The organism is Rhizobium tumorigenes, assembly GCF_003240565.2.
Lineage (GTDB): Bacteria > Pseudomonadota > Alphaproteobacteria > Rhizobiales > Rhizobiaceae > Rhizobium > Rhizobium tumorigenes.
The window spans coordinates 3,374,305-3,395,864 of record NZ_CP117255.1; the positions used below are offsets into that span (position 1 = coordinate 3,374,305).

16 protein-coding genes are annotated in these 21,560 nt (G+C 60.9%); 3 read left to right on the forward strand and 13 right to left on the reverse strand.

Going from position 1 to position 21,560, the window contains the following annotated elements:
* Position 1: 1 nt before the first annotated feature.
* The gene (locus PR017_RS16440; RefSeq protein WP_111215977.1) at positions 2 to 769 is read right to left on the reverse strand and encodes an SDR family NAD(P)-dependent oxidoreductase; all 768 of its coding nucleotides are present in this window, start codon (positions 767 to 769) and stop codon (positions 2 to 4) included.
* 393 nt (positions 770 to 1,162) lie between these two features.
* Positions 1,163 to 1,339 carry a hypothetical protein gene (locus PR017_RS16445; protein WP_154677451.1) on the reverse strand — a complete coding sequence of 59 codons (177 nt, stop codon included), beginning with the start codon at positions 1,337 to 1,339 and terminating at the stop codon, positions 1,163 to 1,165.
* 258 nt (positions 1,340 to 1,597) lie between these two features.
* On the opposite strand from PR017_RS16445, the gene treZ reads away from it, so the two are divergent.
* Positions 1,598 to 3,379 carry a malto-oligosyltrehalose trehalohydrolase gene (treZ, locus tag PR017_RS16450; RefSeq protein ID WP_111215978.1) on the forward strand — a complete coding sequence of 594 codons (1,782 nt, stop codon included), beginning with the start codon at positions 1,598 to 1,600 and terminating at the stop codon, positions 3,377 to 3,379.
* Here treZ and PR017_RS16455 read toward each other — a convergent pair.
* The 5 genes from PR017_RS16455 to PR017_RS16475 all read right to left on the reverse strand — a co-directional run bounded on the left by PR017_RS16455 (position 3,376) and on the right by PR017_RS16475 (position 12,726).
* Positions 3,376 to 6,495, reverse strand: a complete 3,120-nt coding sequence (locus PR017_RS16455) for an efflux RND transporter permease subunit (protein WP_111215980.1) — start codon at positions 6,493 to 6,495, stop codon at positions 3,376 to 3,378. The genes treZ and PR017_RS16455 overlap by 4 nt on opposite strands.
* Positions 6,492 to 9,608, reverse strand: a complete 3,117-nt coding sequence (locus PR017_RS16460; protein ID WP_111215982.1) for an efflux RND transporter permease subunit — start codon at positions 9,606 to 9,608, stop codon at positions 6,492 to 6,494. The genes PR017_RS16455 and PR017_RS16460 overlap by 4 nt, the downstream gene beginning before the upstream one ends.
* Positions 9,605 to 10,936, reverse strand: a complete 1,332-nt coding sequence (locus tag PR017_RS16465; RefSeq protein WP_111215983.1) for an efflux RND transporter periplasmic adaptor subunit — start codon at positions 10,934 to 10,936, stop codon at positions 9,605 to 9,607. The genes PR017_RS16460 and PR017_RS16465 overlap by 4 nt, the downstream gene beginning before the upstream one ends.
* Before the next feature lie 134 nt (positions 10,937 to 11,070).
* The gene (locus tag PR017_RS16470; RefSeq protein WP_111215985.1) at positions 11,071 to 11,826 is read right to left on the reverse strand and encodes a transporter substrate-binding domain-containing protein; all 756 of its coding nucleotides are present in this window, start codon (positions 11,824 to 11,826) and stop codon (positions 11,071 to 11,073) included.
* An 18-nt stretch (positions 11,827 to 11,844) separates the two neighbouring features.
* Positions 11,845 to 12,726 carry a hypothetical protein gene (locus PR017_RS16475; protein WP_111215986.1) on the reverse strand — a complete coding sequence of 294 codons (882 nt, stop codon included), beginning with the start codon at positions 12,724 to 12,726 and terminating at the stop codon, positions 11,845 to 11,847.
* A gap of 176 nt (positions 12,727 to 12,902) precedes the next feature.
* Here PR017_RS16475 and PR017_RS16480 point away from each other — a divergent pair, with 176 nt between their 5' ends.
* Positions 12,903 to 13,160: a DUF2171 domain-containing protein gene (locus PR017_RS16480; protein ID WP_206423100.1), complete on the forward strand. Its 258-nt coding sequence runs from the start codon at positions 12,903 to 12,905 to the stop codon at positions 13,158 to 13,160.
* A 74-nt stretch (positions 13,161 to 13,234) separates the two neighbouring features.
* Here PR017_RS16480 and ggt read toward each other — a convergent pair whose 3' ends face one another.
* From ggt to PR017_RS16510, 6 genes are all read right to left on the reverse strand, one after another.
* Entirely contained in the window at positions 13,235 to 14,824 is a 1,590-nt protein-coding gene (ggt, locus tag PR017_RS16485; RefSeq protein ID WP_111215988.1) for a gamma-glutamyltransferase, read from the reverse strand.
* 72 nt (positions 14,825 to 14,896) lie between these two features.
* Positions 14,897 to 16,276 carry a dipeptidase gene (locus tag PR017_RS16490; protein ID WP_111215990.1) on the reverse strand — a complete coding sequence of 460 codons (1,380 nt, stop codon included), beginning with the start codon at positions 16,274 to 16,276 and terminating at the stop codon, positions 14,897 to 14,899.
* Complete coding sequence (locus PR017_RS16495; RefSeq protein ID WP_111215991.1) at positions 16,273 to 17,028, reverse strand: SDR family NAD(P)-dependent oxidoreductase; 756 nt, start codon at positions 17,026 to 17,028, stop codon at positions 16,273 to 16,275. The genes PR017_RS16490 and PR017_RS16495 overlap by 4 nt, the downstream gene beginning before the upstream one ends.
* A complete protein-coding gene (locus PR017_RS16500) occupies positions 17,025 to 18,041 on the reverse strand; it encodes a ketopantoate reductase family protein (protein ID WP_111215993.1) in 1,017 nt (338 codons plus the stop codon). Before PR017_RS16500 ends, PR017_RS16495 begins: the two co-directional genes overlap by 4 nt.
* The gene (locus PR017_RS16505) at positions 18,038 to 18,739 is read right to left on the reverse strand and encodes a creatininase family protein (RefSeq protein ID WP_111215995.1); all 702 of its coding nucleotides are present in this window, start codon (positions 18,737 to 18,739) and stop codon (positions 18,038 to 18,040) included. Before PR017_RS16505 ends, PR017_RS16500 begins: the two co-directional genes overlap by 4 nt.
* Before the next feature lie 11 nt (positions 18,740 to 18,750).
* Positions 18,751 to 19,773, reverse strand: coding sequence for a GntR family transcriptional regulator (locus PR017_RS16510; RefSeq protein WP_111215997.1), 1,023 nt, complete (start codon positions 19,771 to 19,773; stop codon positions 18,751 to 18,753).
* Between the two features lie 187 nt (positions 19,774 to 19,960).
* Between PR017_RS16510 and PR017_RS16515 the strand changes: the two genes are divergently transcribed.
* On the forward strand, positions 19,961 to 21,538 hold the full coding sequence (locus tag PR017_RS16515) for an ABC transporter substrate-binding protein (protein ID WP_111215999.1): 1,578 nt from the start codon (positions 19,961 to 19,963) through the stop codon (positions 21,536 to 21,538).
* Positions 21,539 to 21,560 lie beyond the last annotated feature (22 nt).

Consider the following 21,560-nt stretch of genomic DNA (forward strand, 5'->3'; position numbering starts at 1 on the left):
GCTACATGGCTGTAAAGCCGTTGTCGACGAACAGATGGGCGCCATTGACGAAGTTGGAGTCGTCGCTCGCAAGGTATAGCGCTGCCCGCGCGACGTCCTCTGGCTCGCCGATGCGGCCCTGCTGGGCGGCGATCGCCGCATCCGAGACATCGACGCCGAGGGCCTGCAATTCTGCAACTTCCTTCAAGCCATGCGGCGTGCGGATGAAGCCGGGGCAAACAGCATTGCAGCGGATATTTCGGTCGCGAAACTCCACGGCGATCGCTCGTGCAAACATGTGCACAGCTCCCTTCGTGGTGTCGTAGAGCACCTCCATGGGCGTTGCTGCCACGGCAGAAATCGAGGAGGTGCAGACGATGGAGCCGCCGCCGGCTGCGAGCATCTGCGGCAGCACGGCTTTCGTCATCAGAAACATCGAGCGGACGTTGACGGCGTGCAGCCATTCCCAGTCATCGAGCGTCGTTTCCAGAAACGGTTTGATGACGATGGTGCCGGCGTGGTTGAAGAGGACTGTCGTCGGCCCAAAGGCTTTTTCAACGGCTGCGACGGCAGCGTCGACCTCTGCCTCCTGCGAGACGTCGGCGGTCCAGTGATCCGCGATGCCTCCCTGTCTCCGGATATCCGCGACCGTTGCGGCTGCCGCATCGCGATTGCGGTCTATGATCGCCACCTTGGCGCCCTCTGCAGCAAAAAGCCGGGAGGATGCACCGCCCATGCCGGTCGCGCCTCCCGAAATGATCGCAACCTTGTCCTTGAGCCTGCCCGCCATTCTTGCTCTCCAGTATCCGACATCATCCGAGATGACTACGATAGTGATCCTGCCTCGCTTGGCAATGCAATCGAACGCGGGAGATAGGGTATTCGCTACGATATCCGGGTGGCGCGTTGCAGCCCGATTAGAGCCAATCGCTAAGCGCATAACGCATAGCTGCCCTGCGATTTTCTGCCTAGGTTTTGAGCAAAAATATCGGTACAGTTATTTTATCGAAGTGATGCACCTCCTCCCGCAGAGCTTCGATGGTACGGAAAGCCTACTCCTCCTCCCAGGGTTTTCCGTAGGATCGACAACACTCCTCCTCCCAGTTGTCGATCGGTTCTTTTCGAAAGCCTGCCGCACCTCCTCCCGCGGCAGGCTTTTTCGTTCTGGAGCTATCGATTTTCGCTAGACCACTACCTTTTCAGGCAAAGAAATCGAAGACGTATCGAGCGGCTTCACGTCCGTCTTGGGATCTCCGGGATGTCCCAGAAATACGTAGCCAGCCGCGACGATGCAGGCCACGGCAAAAATCACTGCAACAAAGACCTTGAATCGGCCACGAACCATATTCCCACGAACCATGATGTACTCCTTGTAAGGTTATGCCCGTCAAACAGTTTGAGCGGCTAATCGGTTCCCGTTTGAGCAGCATTGTTTTCGTTCGCTTCTTTCAATTGCGCCTGCACGGATCCTAGTTCATGCCTGTCCTCCTGCCTGGGGACGTATTGCCGGCGCCCCGGCAAGCGGGCGGCCTGATGCCGGTTCCCCGGAACAAATTTCGCTCTCGGCCAGTTAGGCGACCACACCCACTTGATAAATCTATATGCCTTGAGAGAAAGTATGCCCGTGAGCCTCGCCCATTTCGGCCCCGTCTTCACCGCCAGCGGCATGCTTTTCCGCCTATGGGCGCCTCGCCAGGAGGCTGTGTCACTGCGAGTAGGCGACGTGGCGCCAGTCCCCATGGCTGCGGGCGTTGACGGCTGGTTCAGCGTCAACATAGATGGCGCAGGCGACGGCACAGCCTACAAGTTCGTTCTCGAGGATGGCCTGGAAGTACCTGACCCTGCATCCCGGTTCCAGCCTGACGGCCCGCATGGCCCCAGTGAGGTGGTCGATCCCAAGGCATATGTCTGGAGATCAACGGGTTGGGCGGGGTTGGCATGGGAGGAGGCGGTTGTCTACGAACTGCATGTCGGTACATTCACGCAGGAAGGCACGTTTCGAGCGGTCATTGGCCGGCTTGACCACCTGCAGTCCCTCGGAGTAACGGCGCTGCAGCTGATGCCGGTCAATGATTTTCCGGGCGAACGGGGCTGGGGCTATGACGGAGTGCTTCCCTATGCGCCGCACGGAAGCTACGGACGCCCGGAGGATTTGAAGGCGCTGATCGACGCCGCCCACGAGCGGGGCATCTGCGTTTTTCTCGACGTGATATACAATCACTTCGGCCCGGACGGAAACTACCTCCCGTCCTACGCGCCGCTGTTCACCGACAAACACAAATCGCCGTGGGGGCAGGGCATCAATTACGATGGCGAGGGATCGCAGTTCGTCCGCGAATTCGTCATCCAGAATGCGCTCTACTGGCTCCAGGAGTTTCGCGTCGACGGTCTCCGCTTCGATGCCGTTCACGCGATCGTCGACGACAGCCGCGAACATCTCCTGAAGGAAATGGCGCGCCGTATCCGCAGCGAAATCTCCGGTCGGCATATCCACCTCATTGTAGAGAACGAGGACAACAACAGCGCGCTGCTGTTTCGAAACAACTATGGCAAGCCGGAGCTCTATACCGCCCAGTGGAATGACGACATGCACCACGTGATGCACGTCGCGGCGTCAGGCGAGGATTTTGGCTATTATGCAGACTATGCCGACGATCCTGCCAAGATCGGACGTGGGCTTGCCGAAGGCTTCGTATTTCAAGGCGAGCACATGCCCTACCGTGGTGCGGCGCGAGGCCAGCCCAGCGGAGCGCTGCCGCCAACAGCCTTCATATCCTTCATCCAGAATCACGATCAGATCGGCAATCGTGCCTTCGGGGATCGCCTCAACGAGACAGCGCCGCCAGAGGCAATCGAAGCCATTGCCGCGATCTACCTCTTGGCGCCGCAGATCCCGATGTTGTTCATGGGCGAGGAATGGGACGCAAGGCAGCCCTTTCCGTATTTCTGCGACTTCAACGACGAACTGAACGAGATCGTCCGCAAGGGTCGAAGGGAGGAGCTTTCGCGGCTACCCGGCTTCAACGATGACGTTGCCGATGTGCCGGACCCGACGCGGCGCGAAACCTTTTTGTCGGCAAAGCTTGACTGGCAGGACGTGGCAAAAGAAGCTGGTGCCGCGCGACTGGCCCTCTATCGCGACCTCCTGGGGGTCAGGCGCCAGGAAATCATTCCCCGCCTTCCGAGTATTATCAGTGCCGGCGGCGCGCACAGCGTCGAGGGCAAGCTGGTAGCGGTCAACTGGTCTCTCGTCGATGGCACCTCGCTACGGCTGCTCGCAAACGTCGGTGCCGAGGAGTTGCCTCATGGAGAGGCATTGCAAGGCCGGGTCATCTGGAGCCAGGGCAGCTTTGCCGATGGTATCCTGGCGCGCTGGTCGGTCATCTGGTCGATAGGCTAGGCCTCGAAAGGCTCGCCATCCTTCACATCAACAGGCTTGGCGCGGCGCCGGAACGACCAGCGGTGGTGTAGCCTGGCGAGCATGATGTAGATGATCGGCGTGGTATAAAGCGTCAGGACCTGCGAGATCACGAGGCCACCGACGATGGTAATCCCGAGCGGGCGGCGCAGTTCGGAGCCCGGTCCGGTGGCGATGATCAACGGTAGCGCACCCATGATAGCAGCCAGCGTCGTCATCAGGATGGGCCTGAACCGCTGCAGGCAGGCCTGGAATATCGCTTCTTCCGATGACAGACCGCGCGTGCGCTCTGCTTCAAGGGCAAAATCCACCAGCATGATGCCGTTTTTCTTGACGATGCCGATCAACAGCACGATGCCGATAAAGGCAATGATGCTCAGCTCCGTTCCGCTGATCTCCAGCGCCAGCAAGGCTCCAAGCCCTGCCGATGGCAGCGTCGATATGATGGTCAGCGGATGCGCCAGGCTCTCGTACAAAACTCCCAGCACGATATAGACGGCGACCAACGCGGCCAAAAGCAGGAGCGGCTGGCCACCGGACGACTGCGCTGCGCTTGCAGCATCGCCGGCGAAGTCGGCATGCAGCGTGTCCGGAAGGTGCAGATCGGCGACGGCGCGTATCACGCTGTCGTTGGCGGCCTGCAGCGTGCCCCCGGGCGCAAGGTTGTAGGAAATGGTGACGGCCGGAAATTGTCCCTGATGGTTGACCACCAGTGGCGCCAGTGTCCGCTGCACCTTGGCAACGCTGCTGAGGGGTACCTGGGTGCCATCCGCAGCCGGTACGTAGAGATTGGTGATCGCTTCCGGATCAAGGGCATAGGTCGGATCGGCTTCCAGCACGACGCGATACTGGTTGCGCTGGGTATAGATCGTCGAGATCTGTCGCTGCGCAAAAGCATTGTTGAGAGCGCTGTCTATCGACTGGATGCTGACGCCAAGCCGTGCCGCTTCGTTGCGGTCGATGTTGACGGTCGCCTGAAGCCCGTTTGGTTGGCGGTCGGTGGCGACATCCGCAAGGGCTGGTTCTGCCTGCAGCGCCGCCAGTACCTTTGGCGCCCAGGCAACGAGTTCGTCGTAGTTGGAGTCCCAAAGGGTAAACTGGTACTGCGATTGTGACGACCGCGCGCCGACGCGAAGGTCACTGGGGGAGAAAAGGAAGGTGCTGAGCCCCGGCACCTTGGCCAGCTGCGTCCGTAGCCGGGCTATGACCTCGTCGGTCGAAACGCGCTCCGCAGCAGGTTTCAGAGAAATCAGCAATTGACCCCTGTTGATCGAGCTGGAAAAGCCGCCGCCACCAACCGATGATCCCACGCCGGAAACGGCCGGATCGGCGCTGGCAATCGCTGCCGCCTTCTGCTGCAACAGCACCATGGCGGGATAGGAGATATCCGTGGAGGCTTCTGTGCCGCCCTGAATGAAGCCGGTATCGTCCTGCGGAATAAAGCCCTTCGGCACTTTCACATACAGAAACACCGTGATGGCGACGCAGCCGAAAATGACGACAAGTGCCATCGCGCGGTGGTGCAGAACAGCCTTCAATGTCCGCCCGTAAAAGCCGATCAAGGCGTCCAGCGCCCTTTCGACTGTGCGGGCAAAGAAATTTGGCGGCGCTTCGTTGTCGTGAGTCCGCAGCCAGTGGCCACAGATCATCGGCGTTACGGTCAGGGAGACGACGGTCGAGACGACGATCGCAAAACCGAGCGTCAGCGAAAATGCCTGGAAGAACCGGCCGATTATCCCGCCGAGGAAAAACAGCGGTATGAAGGCCGCCAGCAGCGACAGGCTGATCGAGATGACTGTGAAGCCGATCTGTCGCGCGCCTTCCTTGGCTGCCTCCATCGGTCCCATGCCTTTTTCGAGGTTTGCGTAGATGTTTTCGATCATGACGATGGCGTCGTCGACCACGAAGCCGACGGAGACGACCAATGCCATCAGCGAGAGGTTGTCGATCGATAGCCCCCAGGCCCACATCAACGCAAAGGTACCTGCCAGCGACAACGGCACGGTCACCCCGGCGGCCAGGGTCGGCGTCGTCCGCTGCAGGAATACGAAGACCACCGCCATGACGAGACACACGGTTGCGAGCAGCGTCCACTGCATGTCGTCGACGCTGGCGTTGATGGTGGTTGTGCGGTCGGAAAGAATTGCGATGTTGATGCCGGCGGGAATGGCTTTCTGCAGTTCGGGGATCAGCGCCTTTACCGCATCGACGGTCGAGATGACGTTGGCGTCCGCTTGCCTTGTGATATTCAGCAGCACCGAAGGCTTGCCGTTATACCAGGCGTCGGAGCGGCTGTTGCGGACGCCGGGCTCGACGGTGGCTATATCGGACAAGCGAACCGACGTGCCGTCGCCGCTTCGGATGATGATGCGGCCGAAAGCCTCCGGCGTCTTCAACTGTGCATTCATGCTGATGGCGAAGGCTGCATCCTTGCCATCGATGGAGCCGATGGGTCCAAGCGTATTGGCATTGACGATGGCGGTGCGTACTGCATCGAGTGAAAGCCCGATGGCCGATAGCCGGTCGGGGTTCAGCCGGACACGCACCGCTGGCTGGTCGGCGCCGCTGGCGGTCACTTCACCGACGCCATCAACCTGTGAAATCTGCTGCACCACAACTGTGTCGGCAGCGTCGTAGACGGCACTCGGCGCCAGGTTATCCGAGGTCATTGCCAGGATGAGCACGGGCGCTGCGGCGGGGTTAACCTTGCGGAACGCCGGCAGTGTCGGCAAGTCAGACGGGAGGTCGATGGCGGCAGCGTTGAGTGCCGCCTGCACATCCTGCCCGGCGCCATCGATGCTGCGGGAAAGGTCGAACTGTATGGCAATGCTGGTCGAGCCGAGCGAACTCACAGACGTCAGTTCGGTGACGCCGGCAATCGTGCCGAGATGCCGCTCGAGCGGTGCTGCGACGCTGGCCGCCATGCTGGCAGGATCGGCGCCCGGCCGGCTGGCCGACACGATGATGGTGGGCAGATCGACGGCCGGAAGGCTGGCGACCGGCAGGAAGAAATAAGAGACGAAGCCGAGGATCATCAGCCCGATAGACAGGAGCACCGTGCCGACAGGCCGCTTGATGAACGGCTCGGAGATGTTCATGCCCGGCCTCCCGCTCCGCTAGCCTCTGGTGCCGGGGTGCCCGTCGGTCGGCCGACGAGGCGGCTGCGCAGCCGCTCGAAGGCGAGGTAGATCACTGGCGTGGTGTAGAGCGTCAACAACTGGCTGAGCACAAGTCCGCCGACGATACTGATACCGAGCGGGGTGCGCAATTCCGAACCAGTGCCGGTTGCCAGCGCCAGCGGCAACGCGCCGAAGAGAGCTGCCAGCGTCGTCATCATGATCGGCCGGAAACGCAGGATCGACGCTTGCAGGATCGCCTCGCGCGGTGGCAGCCCGCCGCTGCGCTCTGCCTCCAGCGCGAAGTCGATCATCATGATGGCGTTCTTCTTGACGATCCCCATCAAAAGCACGATGCCGATCAATGCGATCAGCGACAGGTCCTGGCCGAACAGCATCAGTGCCAGCAGCGCTCCGACGCCTGCCGACGGCAGGGTGGACAGGATGGTGATCGGGTGGATGGCACTTTCATAGAGCAGCCCAAGAACGATGTAGATGGTCACGACCGCCGCCAGGATGAGCCAGGGCTCACCGGCAAGCGATGACGAAAATTCCTCTGCATCCCCTGAATAAGCCCTCTGGATGCTGTTAGGCACGCCGATTTCGCTTTCGGCTGCCGTTACCGCGCTAACGGCATCGCTGAGCGACGCGCCAGGTGCCAGATCGAAGCTGAGTGTCACCGATGGAAACTGAGCGTCGTGACTGATGACCAGCGGCGCAGTGGTGAACGTCGCGGTCGAGAAGGCATTGAGTGGTACCTGGACATCGCCGGTGCCGGCCACATAGAGCTTGTCGAGCGATTTCGGGTCCGCCTGAAACTGAGGTGCCGCCTCTACGATGACGCGATACTGGTTCGACTGCCCGTAGATCGTGGCAATCTGGCGCTGTCCGAAGGCGTCATTCAGCGTGTCGCTGACCGCTTGCATCGAGACACCGAGGCGCGCCGCGGTTTCCCGGTCGACATCGACGAAGATGCGTCCGCCGCCCGTCTGAACTTCGGAGGAGACATCCACCAGGGTCGGCGCCATCTGCAACTGCGTCGCGAGTTTCTGCGCCCAGTCGACGACGACAGCGGTATCGGTGCCGGTCAAGGTGTACTGATAGGGCGCACGGCTGGAGCGGGTGCTGATACTGATGTCCCGCACGCTCTGGAAGGTCACATGGACGCCCGGCATTCCAGCGACCTCGTTGCGCAACCGGTCGATAATCTCTGTCGAGGACGCGGCGCGATCGCTGCGCTGCCGGAGCACAAGGCTGAGAGTACCAGTGTTTAGCGTCAGGTTGTTGGCGCTGGCCCCCACCACCGATACGATGCCGGTAACGTCCTTGTCACCACGAAGCCGCTCGCTTACCAGCGCCTGCGTCCGCTTCATGGATTCGAAGGACGTCGTCGGCTCCGTTTCGATGACTGCGGTAATGAGGCCAGTATCCTGCGGCGGCAGGAAACCCTTTGGAATGAAGATGTAGAGGCCAATGGTCGCAACCAGCGTCACTACGGTCAGAAGCAGCATCAACGGGCTGCGGTCGATGGCCCAGACGAGGCTTCGACGATAGCCGCCTATCAGGCGGTCCATCATTCTGTCAGCGCCGGCGAGCATGCCGCGGCGACCCTCTGCCGGCTTGCGCAGAATACGGGCGCACATCATCGGCGTCAGCGTCAGCGAGATGATTGCCGACACGACGACGGCAATTGTCAGCGTCAGCGCGAACTCTCGAAACATCCGCCCGACGATCCCGGTCATGAACAGCAGTGGAATGAAAACGGCGACCAGCGAGAACGTCAGAGAGATGATCGTAAAGCTGATTTCGCCCGCGCCCTTTAGTGCCGCATGCATCGGGTCATCACCCTCCTCGATGTGGCGGGCAATGTTTTCGATCATGACGATGGCGTCGTCGACGACGAAGCCGGTGCCGATCGTGAGCGCCATCAGCGACAGGTTATCGAGGCTGAATCCGGCAAACCACATGACGCCGAAAGTGGCGATCAGCGAGAGCGGCAGCGCCACCGCGGCGATGATGGTGGCGGTGATCGTACGCAGGAAGACGAAGACAACGAGGATGACCAGCCCGACGCTGAGCGCCAGCGTCCATTGCACGTCGTGGATCGAAGCGCGGATGGTTTCCGTCCGGTCATTGACGATATCGAGGGCAATGCCGGCCGGCAGCGCTTCCTTCAACTGCGGTAGCTGTTTGAGGACATCGCCGACTGTCTTGATGACGTTTGCGCCGGGTTGGCGCATGACATCGATGATGACCGCCGGCTTGCCCTGGTACCAGGCACCGACGCGCGTGTTCTCAAGTCCCTGCACCACATCGGCAACATCCTTCAGCAGGACGGGCGCGTCGTTGCGGTAGGCGACGATCACCGATTTGTAGGCCTCGGGATCGACGATCTGGTCGTTCGCGGCAAGCGTGAAGGACTGGTGCGTGCCGTCGAGCGCACCCTTGGCACCGGCAACGCTGGCAGCGACGATGGCGCTACGGATGTCCTCGAGCGCAAGCCCGTAGGAGGCGAGACGAGGTAGGTTTGCCTGGATGCGGATCGCCGGCTTGACGCCGCCCTGTATAGTGACATTGCCGACGCCGCTGACCTGGCTCAGCTTCTGGGCCATCATCGTATCGGCAAAATCGCTGAGATCGCGAATCGAATAGCTGGAGGAGCGCAGCGCCAGCGTGATGATCGGCGTGTCCGCCGGGTTCACCTTGGAATAGGTCGGCGGATACGGAAGGGTTTTCGGCAATGTCGATCCGGCAGCATTGATGGCGGCCTGGACGTCCTGCGCAGCACCGTCGATGTTGCGACCGAGGTCAAACTGCAGGGTGATCTGGCTGATGCCGAAGGCGCTCGACGAGGTCATCGAGGCAAGCGACGGGATCTGGCCGAGCGGACGCTCGAGCGGTGCCGTCACCAGCGACGCCATCGTATCCGGATCGGCGCCGGGAAGCTGCGTCGTCACCCGGATTGTCGGAAAGTCGACTTGCGGCAGCGGCGCCACAGGCAGCTGCGCATAGCCGAGCAATCCTCCCAGCAGTACGGCTACTGCCAGCAGGGATGTCGCTATCGGACGGTTGATGAAGAGCGAGGAGACGCTCATTGCGTCGCTGCCGGCGGGTTTGCCGGCGCCGCTCCATCGTTTACGGGCTTGTCGCCGCCGTCGCTATTGTGATGCCGGTGCGGCTTTCCATCGGCTCCGGTTGTCGCCGCCGGTTTATCTGCGGCCGGCTTCGAAGGATCGGAGACCTCGACCTTGGAGCCCGTCTGCAGCCTCGCAAACCCTGTCGTCACGACGACATCGCCGGCGGCGATACCGTCGGTAATCACGGCCTGGACATCGTCCTGCTGTCCGACCGTGATCGGTTTCATCAGCACAGTCTGGTCGGGATGGAGGAGATAAGCGAAGGTCCCGTTCGGACCGCGCTGGACGGCTGCGGTCGGCACAACGATCACGCCTTTCATCGTCTCGATCAGCAGGCGTGCGTTGACGAAAGCACCAGGCCAGAGCGCCAGCTTTTCATTGGGGAAATTGGCTTTGAGCTTAACCGTGCCGGTTGTCACGTCGACCTGGTTGTCGACGACGGCCAGCGTGCCGGTATCGACAACGGCCTGGTCGCCGCCTGCAAGGGCCTGGACGCTGAGAGTGCCTGCTGCGTTGGCGGCATTGACCTTGGCCAACTGCTGCTGTGGCACGGAAAAGACGACGGAGATTGGCCGGATCTGGGAAAGCGTCACGATACCGGTCGTGTCGGTCGAGCTGACGATGTTGCCGATGTCGACATTGCGGATACCGGTGCGTCCGTCGATCGGTGCCTTGATGGTCGTATAGTCGAGCGTCGCCTGCGCACTCTCGATGGCCGCTTGGTCGGATTGCACCTGCGCCTGGTACTGGGCAACCTGAAACTTTGCCGTATCGACCTGCTGCTGCGTGCCGGAGTTTGATTGCAGCAGCCGCTGGTAGCGCTCGAAGTCATTCTGGGCGCTTTGCAGCAGCGCCTGGCCCTGGGCTTTCTTGCCAACGGCCTGGTCCAGCGTGGCCTTGTAGACGGCATCGTCGATCCGGGCGATAACGTCGCCCTTCTTGATGTCCTGGCCTTCCTCGAAATGGATTTCTACCAGCTCGCCGCTGACCTGCGGCCGAACGGTGACGGTGTTCAGCGGCTTCACCGAGCCGACGCCGTCGATATAGACCGGCACATCCGTCGCCTTTGCCACCGCTGTCAGCACTGCCGTCGGGCCTGTCGATTGCACGGCGCCGCGTCGCCGCCCGCCACCGCGTGTTCCGCTTGCCTGCTGGGTGTTTGCAGCCTGACCTAAACCAAGCATGCGCTCGGCAGGTCCCAGCCAGCGGTCGCGAAGGGCGTAGGCTCCGATGCCGAGGGCGGCGACGATTACGACCGATATCAAGACCCGAGAAGTCCGAGCCATTTATTCACCTTCTTTCGCGATTCCAGATAAGAGCCGTCGGTCACGACCTTATCGTGCAGCGGGCGCAGAAGGAATTTGTAGCGGAATTAAATTTTGTCCACGTGGACGGGCAAAACAGTAGCACTCGCAGCAGTTTAAGGCGTGAAAATCGCCGGTGCGACTGGCTCATTGGCAAATCCGGCTGAATCGAGTGCGCGGCGGACAAGTCCCGATCGCTTGGCTTCCTCCATGAACTCGCTGACAATCGACAGAGCCATGGGTTTCTCGCGGCCGACAGCAATCGCAATGCCCGTTGACTGGAAGCCGCCATCGAGAATACGCGCACCGGGGAGCAGGGGCAGCAGCGTCTGGAAGGCATCCCGCGACAGCGCCAAAGCATCGGCATTGCCCGATCGCAGGTATTCGACGGCCTCCGCAATCGTCGAAACGGCAACAGGCGTCGTATGACAGAGGGTGCGCGCCGCACTGCGAATGGTCGTGGTATTCGCAATGCCGACAACCCGAACCCCGTCGTTATCAACTCCGGTTAAATCAAAGATGCCTGAGGCATGGCTGACGAGATAGGTGCTTTCCAGGATGTAATAGGCCGGCCCGAAAGCGACGCGCCTGCTTCGCTCATCATCAACCGGCATGAAGCTAACGTCGATCCTGCCGTCTTCGAGGGCTTGCGTACAGTCACCGGAGTTTGCAAATCCGGTGATCGCCAACGGGCTGTCCAGTTGCCGGGCGAGTTCGGTGACGAGATCCACCGTAACACCCTTATATATTCCGTGAGCCTCGTCGAGTGTCACGAACAGCGCCGACGGCGCAGGCGCTGCCACAACGCCGGTCCTGAGAGTGCCGGTGGGAAGAAGTTGACGCCGACCAGCATCGTCGGAACTGCTGTTCATTGTAGAGCCTTGCAAAACCTAGGACCTGATGACGCGCGATGGTGCCTGCTGGTCTTCCAGCGCCGCCTGCGCCGCCGCATCTATTACAGCAAATTTTTCGGCCTGGTAGTTCCAGTATTCGGCCACGAAGCTGCGCGACAGCCAGAAGCTGCTTTTGCCGGGCGCCCCGGCCCAGCCGACGCTTCCCATGCCGGCGGCCTGTTTCAGCAGGCGTTTGAGGTGCGCGTTGGAAATCATGAACTGCTGGTGGATATCGCGCATGGAAATGGGACCGATCAGGATCTTGTCGGTATCTCCCTCCATCGTCTGGATACGGGAGATCAGGTAGTCCATCACCACGCCACCGGAGTTGACCCAGTTGAAAAGCGCGAAACTCGGTCCGGGATTGCGAACGGCATCGCTGTTGATGATTTGCCTGGCGATCATCGGCTGCATTGCCGCGATAGCGTCCGGATTGGCCATCATCTGTTCGATCCGCGAGCCACCATCGAGGTTGTCGAGGATGAAGAGGTGCGTCTGCAGCCATCGGCCGAGATAGTCGACAGCGGTTGGCGTTGGTTCCAGCAGTCGTGTCCGCCGGTCTGCACGGTCGGGAACAGCGGCCAGAAACCGGTAGGCCAGCATTTCCTGGAGAAAGGCGACGGCCGTGTTGCGGCTCGCGATCTGGTGCTTCAGCACGAGATCGACATAACGCGCCGCATAGAGACCCGATCCGGGCTCGTCAGGGTATCCGTAATGGAGCGCAAACCCCGCATGGGCAAGAAGCCAGCGTTGCTGCGCAGCGAAAATAGAAGCGATGCGTGGATTTTCGCGGTAGATTGCAATAAGCTCGTCGGCACAGCGAAGGATTGCGGTCAGAAAATGCTGGTTAGCGCTAAGGTCTCTGGCTTTAAACGTCATGAATTTTGCCTAAGTAATAAAGTGCCGGTGTGCCGCAACCGGATGGGTGTGCCTATCGTCTCGTTGGTTCCCTGAGCTCCATCTGAATAAAGAGCTTCGAGATTCTCAGTTTATTTTTATCGTGTCGCATCCAAAAGCCTATCGATGCGTTTCAATTCTATTACAAGGAGAACGTTATGATAAATGCTTCAACAATAAAAGAACACGCCGAAGTTATTGGCGCCGATGGCGTCCACGTCGGCACCGTTGACCATGTCGTCGGCAGCCGTATCAAGCTGACCAAGAAGGACAGCGGCGAAGGTTCGCACAAACGTCATCACCACTTCATCGACCTCAGCCTTGTGGCAGAAGTCGAAGGCGAACGCGTCCGCCTGTCGGCAAACGCCGATGTTGCTGTGACATTCGAGGAAGAAGAAGGCGGCCAGCAGGCCTGATCCTTTAAAGCTTTACAATGGGAGCCCCGCGAAATGCGGGGCTTTTCTATGGTACCTACAACGCAAACTACAGATCAGCAGCCGAGCGCGATGCCATCCTTGCGATGGTCAGAACCACCGAGCAATATGCCTCGCTCATAGTCGATGAGGATTGCTTGCGCGCCGCCGATCGGCTCGTCGGCCCATTCCGTGACATGACCGCGTCGATCGAGATCGGCTTTGACCTCCGGCGAAATGGTCGGCTCTAGCGACAGGGTGCCACCGAAGTAAAAGCTGCGCGGCTGGTCGCTGGCCTGCTGCGGATCGAGATCTCGGTCAACAATCTGGCTCAGCAGATGCGCGTGCCCGCAGGCCTGATACTGGCCGCCCATCACGCCGAAACTCATGCGCGGCCGTCCGCTTTCCATCAGCATGCCCGGGATGATGGTATGGAAAGGTAATTTGTTAGGGCCGATTGCATTCGAGTGGCCCTCCGTCAGCACAAAACCGGCACCGCGATTTTGCAGCAATACGCCGCTGCGAGGGGCGTAGATGCCGCTGCCGAACGGAAAGAAGACGGAGTTGATCAGCGAAACCGCATTGCCATCGCGGTCTACCACCGAAACGTAGACGGTATCCTTGTGGGTCGGCCCTTCCCACGTGGAGGCAGCAGACGCACGATCGAGACTGATCTCGCGGCGCATCGCATCTACAGAACGATCCGACAGCAGTTCTTCGATATCGAATGTCAGGTGGTCAGGGTCGCTGATCAGTTGATCGCGACGGGCATAGCCTGCCTTGGTCGCTTCAGCGAGCAGGTGGATACGGTCGGCCTCCGTCAGCTTCGGATCGCGCAGGTCGAAGCCGTCGAGGATGCGGGCAATCAGCAGCGCTGCCAATCCCTGGCCATTGGGCGGGCATTCCAGCAGGTCGAGCCCACGGTACCGGCCCGAAATCGGCTTGGTCTCAAAAGCCTTGTAATTTGCAAAATCATTTTCTTCATGCAGTCCACCGAGCGATTGCAGCAGCGTGGCGATTTCCTCCGCCACGGCATCCCGGTAAAACCCGTCTCGACCGCTCTTGGCGATCGCCCGAAGGGTTGCGCCGAGCGCGGGATTGGTCATGCGCTCACCGGTTCGCGGCGCCCGGCCATTGCGCAGGAAATAAGCGGCTGAATCTGGAAATTTGGCAACGCGGCCTGCATAGCGCGTCCAGTCCAGTTCGACCCGGGGCGTGATGACATAGCCGCCTTCTGCTGCCGCGATGGCCGGCGCCAGCACACGATCCAACCCGAAAGCACCATACCGCTCGAGCAACTGACACCAGGCATCGACTGCGCCCGGAATGGTCACCGCATGCGGGCTGTCGTCGGGGATGCTTGTCAGGCCCTTTTCAAGCAGATGGCCAAGGTTTGCCTTCTGCGGCGACCGGCCGGATCCATTGAGGGCGACAGGTGTTCCACCCGCAGGGCAGTACAGGGCGAAGCAATCGCCACCGATGCCCGTCATCAGCGGATCGATGACCGATTGCAATGCGACAGCGGCAACGGCGGCATCGACGGCACTGCCCCCGGCACGCAGGATATCGACGGCAGCAAGGCTTGCCTGCGGGTGCGATGTCGCCGCCATGCCCCGGTCCGAAATTGCCACCGAACGGCCCGGCTTGAAGAAATCACGGGATTGCATGCTGTTTTCCTTATGCTTTACGGCAGTCTGCTGAAAATCATCGGCTATTGATGCGCGACAAGGGCGGCGCGATCAAGCCCCGCCGCTTCCAAGCCGTGTTAGAAGCATCGCCCAGGCGGTCAGCCCAATGCGGAAATTGGCAAGCCGGAAGAACTCGTTCGGCGCATGATAATCCTCGTCCGATGTCGAGAACGAGAAGAAAATCGCCTCCCGGTCCAGATGCTTGCGGAACGACGCGCCAATCGGGATCGTAGCGCCCATCGCGACGCGCAAGGGCTTCTGGCCCAGCAGTTCCTCGAGCACGCCCTCGGCCACCGCCAGTGCGGGCAATTCGGGATTAACGAAAAATGCTTCGCTCCCGTGCCCGTGCCGGTGAATGTCGAGGGTGAAACCCGGCGGTAGCCGTGCCTGCAGATGGCGCGATACCACCGATAGGATGTGATCCGGCTTCTGCCCGGCAATCAGCCGGCAGGTGATCTTGGCTGTGGCGGAAGAGGGAATGACGGTTTTCGTGCCCTGGCCCTGGTAGCCACCGGAAATTCCGTTGAACTCCAGCGTCGGCTCCAGCCATTGGCGGATCAGCAGATCCCTGCCGTCGGCGATCGGCGCCTGTCCCTGAACCCCGATGTCGCGATAGTATTCGCCGGCGTCGAAGTCTGCCGCTTCGATGGCGGCGATGATCGTCGGATCTGGCGGCGCCGTACCGTCGAGAAAGCCGTCGACGGCCACCCGCCCATCATCTCCGTGCAGGGACGCGAGCAGAATAGCCAGCGCCCGGATAGGATTAGGCGCGCTGCCTCCGTGCCTGCCGGAATGCAGATCCTTCGAGGCGCCGGTGACGGAGATATCCATAGCCACCAGACCCCGGCTGGCGACCGTCGTCGACGGCCGGTCGGGCCGCCACATCGCACCATCGGCCGAAATGACCAGATCACATTCGAGCCTTTCGCGGTAAGTCTGGAGTGTGGCTTCGAAATTCGGACTGCCGGACTCCTCCTCGCCCTCGATCAGCACCTTGAGATTGACCGGCAGGCGCCCCGCCGTCTTCATGAAGGCTTCCGCGACGAGGATCGGGATCAGTAGAGGCCCTTTGTCGTCGGAGACACCCCGCGCATACAGCCGACCGTCTCGTTCGGTCGGCTCGAAGGGCGGTGTCTGCCACTTTTCCAGCGGATCCGGCGGCTGCACGTCGTAATGGCCATAGACCAGAAATGTCGGGAGCGAGGGATCGCTGATCAGTTCTCCGTAGACTGCCGGATGGCCGCCGGTTTCGAGCAGTTCGACTGCGGTAAAGCCGGCCTGTGTCATGCGTCCGGCAACGAACCGGGCCGCCTCGGCGATACCGTCGGCATAGGCCGGATCGGTGCTGACGCTCGGGATACGGCAGAAGGCCTTCAGGTCTTCCAGCGCCTCGGCAAAATGCGCGCCGAGATAGCTCTCCATCTCGCTCATTTGCCACCATCCACGCTGATGACCTGTCCGGTGATCCAATTGGCAAAGTCCGAGGCGAAAAACATGACCGTCGCCGCGATGTCGTCCGGCGCGCCCAGCCGTTTGAGGGCGATGTTCTGCAGGAGCTTGGCCTGCCCCTCGTCGCCCATTGCATCCCATTGCCGTTCTGTCGTCGGATTGGAGCGGACGAAGCCGGGCGCCACATTGTTGACGGTGATACCCCATGCCCCGAGCTCGTGGGCAAGCTGTCGCGTCAGGCCGATCTGGCCGGCCTTGGCGCTGGCATAGGCCTGGATGCCGGTCAGCGATATGCCGAGACCGGCACCACTGGAGATGTTGACGATGCGCCCGTGGCTCTGCTTCTTCATACCGGGCGCCACCGCCTGTGCCATGAAAAAGGCCCCGGAGAGGTTCACATCGAAGATCGACTGCCAGTCCTGTTCGGAAATCTCCTCGATCGGGCGTCCGGTCTGGCCGCGCACGCCGCCGGCATTGTTGACGAGGATATCCACCGTCGCGCCGTCGGCTGCGATAGCGGCGATCAGTCGCTGGCAAGCGCTGCGGTCGCCGACATCGAGCCGATGGGTGATGACGGCGTCGCTGAGCGCAGCCGTCTCCGCAAGCCCGGCATCATTGACATCGCAGGCGTGGACGATGGCACCTCTGCTGGAAAAGGCCAGCGCGATGGTCCGGCCAAACCCATGGGCAGCACCCGTGACAACGACGGTTTTTCCGGCGAAATCGATATTCACGCCACAGTCTCCAGTTCGTCGAGGTTTTGCAGCGAAAGCGGACGCTTGCCGTCCTCGATCTCGTGGATCATCTCCACCAGCCGCGTGGCGATCGGGGTCGGGACGCCGAGCGAACGACCGACATCGACCACTGGCTGGACCTGCGCATCTACCTCGGTCTTGCGCTTGCGCACCGCCAGATCGCGCCAGATTCCGGAGTGGGACTTCAGCGAGGTGCGGTTATGCGCCACCATCTCGTCGAACGACCGTTCGGTATCGGCAGCGGTTGCCGTCGGGGAGAAAGCGGCGGGATCGAAGCCATTGAATGCCTCTGGCGTGATGTTGTTGGCGCTGGCGACGCGGCCGACTTCCAGCGCCAGCTTGGTCAGCACCGGACGGTAGCGTGGATTGGCCAGCACATCGACGATGCTGTCGTCGGTCAGCGCCGTGCCGAACAACAGCGCACCGTAGACCAGCTTGCCCCAAAGGAAGCCCCAGATATTGTCGGTAAGGATAGCCTTGGAATCGAATTCGTGCAGCAGACGGTGAATTGTTTCGATCCGCTCTGTCGTCTTGCCATCGAGTTCCCCGACCACGACCGCGCCGCGCCCGCTGTAGTGCACCACGCCCGGCGACAGGTAATCGGCACCGAAATTGACGAAGCAGCCGATCACCCGCTGGATGCCGACGACCGGCGCGATGACCTGTTCGTTGAGGCCGTTCTGCGCCGAAACGACGTAACCGTCGGAGGCGAGATGATCGACAAGCGCATGGCTTGCCGCCTCGGTGTGGTGAGCTTTGACGCAAAGATAGATGCGGTCATAGACGCCCTCCAGTTGCTCCGGCAGGTAGGCCTTTGCCTTGACGGTATCCTCCAAGATCGGCCCTTCGATCGTCAAGCCCCTGTCGTTGATAGCGGCCACATGGTCTGCGGCATTGTCGACGAAAATGACCTCATGGCCGGCGCGGATGAAAGCGGCGCCCAAGGTTCCCCCGATGGCACCGGCGCCCCAGATGACGATAGGCGTGCTCATGCCCAGCCTCCTTCGAGAAGCTGACGTGTTTCCGTCACCGCCACATCCCAGATCGCCTGCATTTCCTCATCCGGCCGCTCGTAGTAGCCGCCGAAGTTGCCATCGCCGAGCAGGGCCTTCACGCCCTCGGGGTTCATTGCCCGCATATGCGCGAGATCGACCATCGGCTTCTGCTGGGTCGGTTGGATGACGCCCGGCAGGCGCGTCCAGGGAAAATTCTCCATCCACGACGCATGCGAGGCGACGGTGTCGATCTCCTGCACCTTGGCAAAGGCCTTCGGTGCGTTCCACCAGTTGTGGAACTTGACCGATGTGTCGGGATTGTCGGCCGTCCATTCGACCGCCAGGCTGCCTGCCGGCTGGTTGCCGCCGTGGCCGTTGACGATGAGGATGCGCCGGAAACCCTGCAGCCTGAGGCCATCGAGGATATCGCGCACGATGCGGATATAGGTCTCCTGGCGCAGGCTGATCGTACCGGGATAGGCCAGAAAATAGGGCGTGATGCCGTAGGCAAGCACCGGAAACACTGGAATACCCAGCGGCTCGGCCGCATCAAGGGCAATTTTTTCCGCCAGGATCGAGTCGACCGACAGCGACAGATGAGCATGCTGCTCGGTGCTGCCAAGCGGCAGGATCGCCCGGTCGTCGGTCTTCAGGTAGGCTTCGATCTGCTGCCAGTTGGTGTCGGAGATCTTCATGGTTATTCCTCTTAGCTCTGAACGATCGGCGCCGGTTCGATGACGGGGGCTGGCGGGACTTCTGTCGGCGGCTGCGCGACGCCTGCGGCACGGATGATGGGCACGATGACCCGCTCGATATCGGCGGTATCGGGCGCATGGCGATATTCGATTGCCTGTGTGCCGACCGGCGCGCGGGCAACCACGCCCTCGGCGCCCGAGGCGTAGATCACGACGCTGGAGCGGCCCAGCAACTCATCGAGCCCCGTCGTTTCCAGTGTCGCCGCAGCGATTTCTCCGACATGGGGCGCAAAGCGCTGCACGCCGCTCTTCATGATCGGCAGGAAATCGGGAAAGCGAGAGACGACGGCAACCGATGCCAGCGAATCCAGCGCGGCGAGTGAGAGGCGCGTCTCCTCTGATGGCGTGAAGCTGATCGAAACCACCTTGGTGTTCGGCAGGAGGCCTGCGACTTCCCGATGTCGGTTGGCAAAGGTGATAGCGAGATCGGCAGAATTGGCGCGTGCCTTGGCGCCCGTCTCCCTCTCGATGGCAGAAATGGTGAGCGGCTCGACAGTCACGCCGCGCCCTAGCCGCGCTGCGATGAAACGTGCATAACTCGCCGTCGCCTCCGGAAAAAGCCCGACCATGACGATGCGCATCCGCGGGCCGATACTGTCTCGGTAGAAGATGCGCGAACTGATCATCGACACCAGTTCTGTCGCCCTGATGCCCAGCGAGTGGCTTTCGTCGATCAGCTGTTCGATCTGTCGATGCAGGTTGGCAGTATCGTTGCGGCCGGCAAGACGCGACTGGCGGCTTTCGGTGACAAAGGTGCCCGAGCCCGGTCGCGCATCGATCAGGCCGGCGATCTTCAGATCGGCGTACACCTGGCTCACCGTCATCGGTGCGACGCCGATTTTCTCGGCAAGCTCGCGCACGGACGGCAAGGTCTCGCCGGGCGTCAACTCGCCGCAGGCAATGCCATATTCGATGAGGCCGTGGAGTTGCGTCCTCAGCGGGACAGGCAACTCGCGATCGATGAAGAACTCCATGTCAAGGCACAATCTGGCTGTTATAGTGAACTATGACGATTATCCTGCTCCGGCGAAATTGCTGTGTCAACCGGCAGCGTTGCAATAGTTGAAACCTATAAGAAAGCGATTGACTCCGCAGAAAACGCATGAAATCGTTATAGCCTATAAGAACACTTCATGCGTTTATCAAAGCAAGGGGAATTCAATGAAAACGATCGCCAAGGCGGCCCTCGTCGCCGGACTTCTTCTGGGCACCAGCTTGTCGGCCTATGCCGTCGAGCGCGGCGGCACCTTGAATTATGGCCGCTACGCCGACAGCCTTTTCCTGGAACCCGTGCTCAACGATGCCAATGTAGATATCTGGGTCCTGTCCAACCTCTACGACACTTTGTTGCTGCCGACGGACGATGGCAAGGGCGTTCAGGCCGGTCTCGCATCCGCCTGGAAGCTTGCCGATGACGGCCTCAGCGTCACCCTGACGCTGCGCGACGGCATCAAGTTCTCCGATGGCACGCCGATCACCCCGCAGGACGTCGCCTGGTCGCTGAAGCGCGCTGCGAAGCCTGACAATGGCGAGTGGACCTTCATCGTCGGCTCCATCGGCGACGTGACGACGGAAGGCGACAAGACCGTCGTCGTCAAGCTGAAGAATACCGATCCGGCGATCCTGACGGCACTCACCGTCTTCAACACGGGCATCATGCCGCAGAAGGCATTCGAGGCAGCAGCCGGCACCACCGAAGCCGAGAAGGCCAAGGCATTTGCCGAGCATCCGATCGGTTCCGGTCCGTTCATGCTGAAGTCCTGGGATCGTGGTTCGACCATGAAACTGGTACGCAATCCCTATTACTGGGGCATGGGCGAAGACGGCAAGGCGCTGCCTTATCTTGATGGCATCAACTTCGAAGTCATCCCGGACGATACGACCCGCATCCTCAAACTCAACTCCGGCGAACTCGATGGCGCCGAGTTCATCCCCTATTCGCGCGTCGACGAACTGAAGTCCGCCGGCAACCTGAATATGGAGCTCTACCCGTCGACCCGTGTCCAGTACATCACGCTCAACACGCGGCCGCAACTGGACGGCAAGGACAATCCGCTGTCCAACGCCAAGGTGCGCGAGGCGATGAACTACGCCGCCAACAAGGAGGCGATCATCCAGATCGTTACCCATGGCGTCGGCAAGCCAATGACCTCCTACATGTCGTCAGCGACACCGCTGCACACCGGCGACAAACCGTTGTTCCCCTACGATATCGACAAGGCCAAGAGCCTGATGAAGGAAGCCGGCTTCGAAAAAGGCTTCTCGACCAGCCTGCTGGTTCTGGCCGGCAACCAGGATGAAATCGGCATCGCTACGGCGCTTCAGCAGATGTGGGGGCAGATCGGCATCAAGCTCGACCTCCAGCAGGTCGACAATGCCAGCCGCACGGCTCAGTACCGGGCCGGCACGTTCGCCATGCGCGAAGCAGCCTGGACGGATGATATCGCCGATCCGAACGAGATCACCTCCTATTTCGTCTACTCTCCGAATATCGGCGCGCTGCACACTGGCTGGAAGAGCGAAGAGGCCGACAAGCTGTTCGAGGCTTCGCAGAAGGAAATCGACGTGACCAAGCGTGCGGCCGACTATGCCCGCATACAGGCGATCTACAATGTCGAAGGTCCAATCGTACCTCTTTATGAAACGCCTTATCCGGTGGCGCTCAGCAAGAAGGTCCATGGCTTCCTGCAGATCCCCCTCGGCAACAACATCTTCACCAAGACCTGGCTCGATAAGTGAGATTGCGATTGTCGCAGACTGC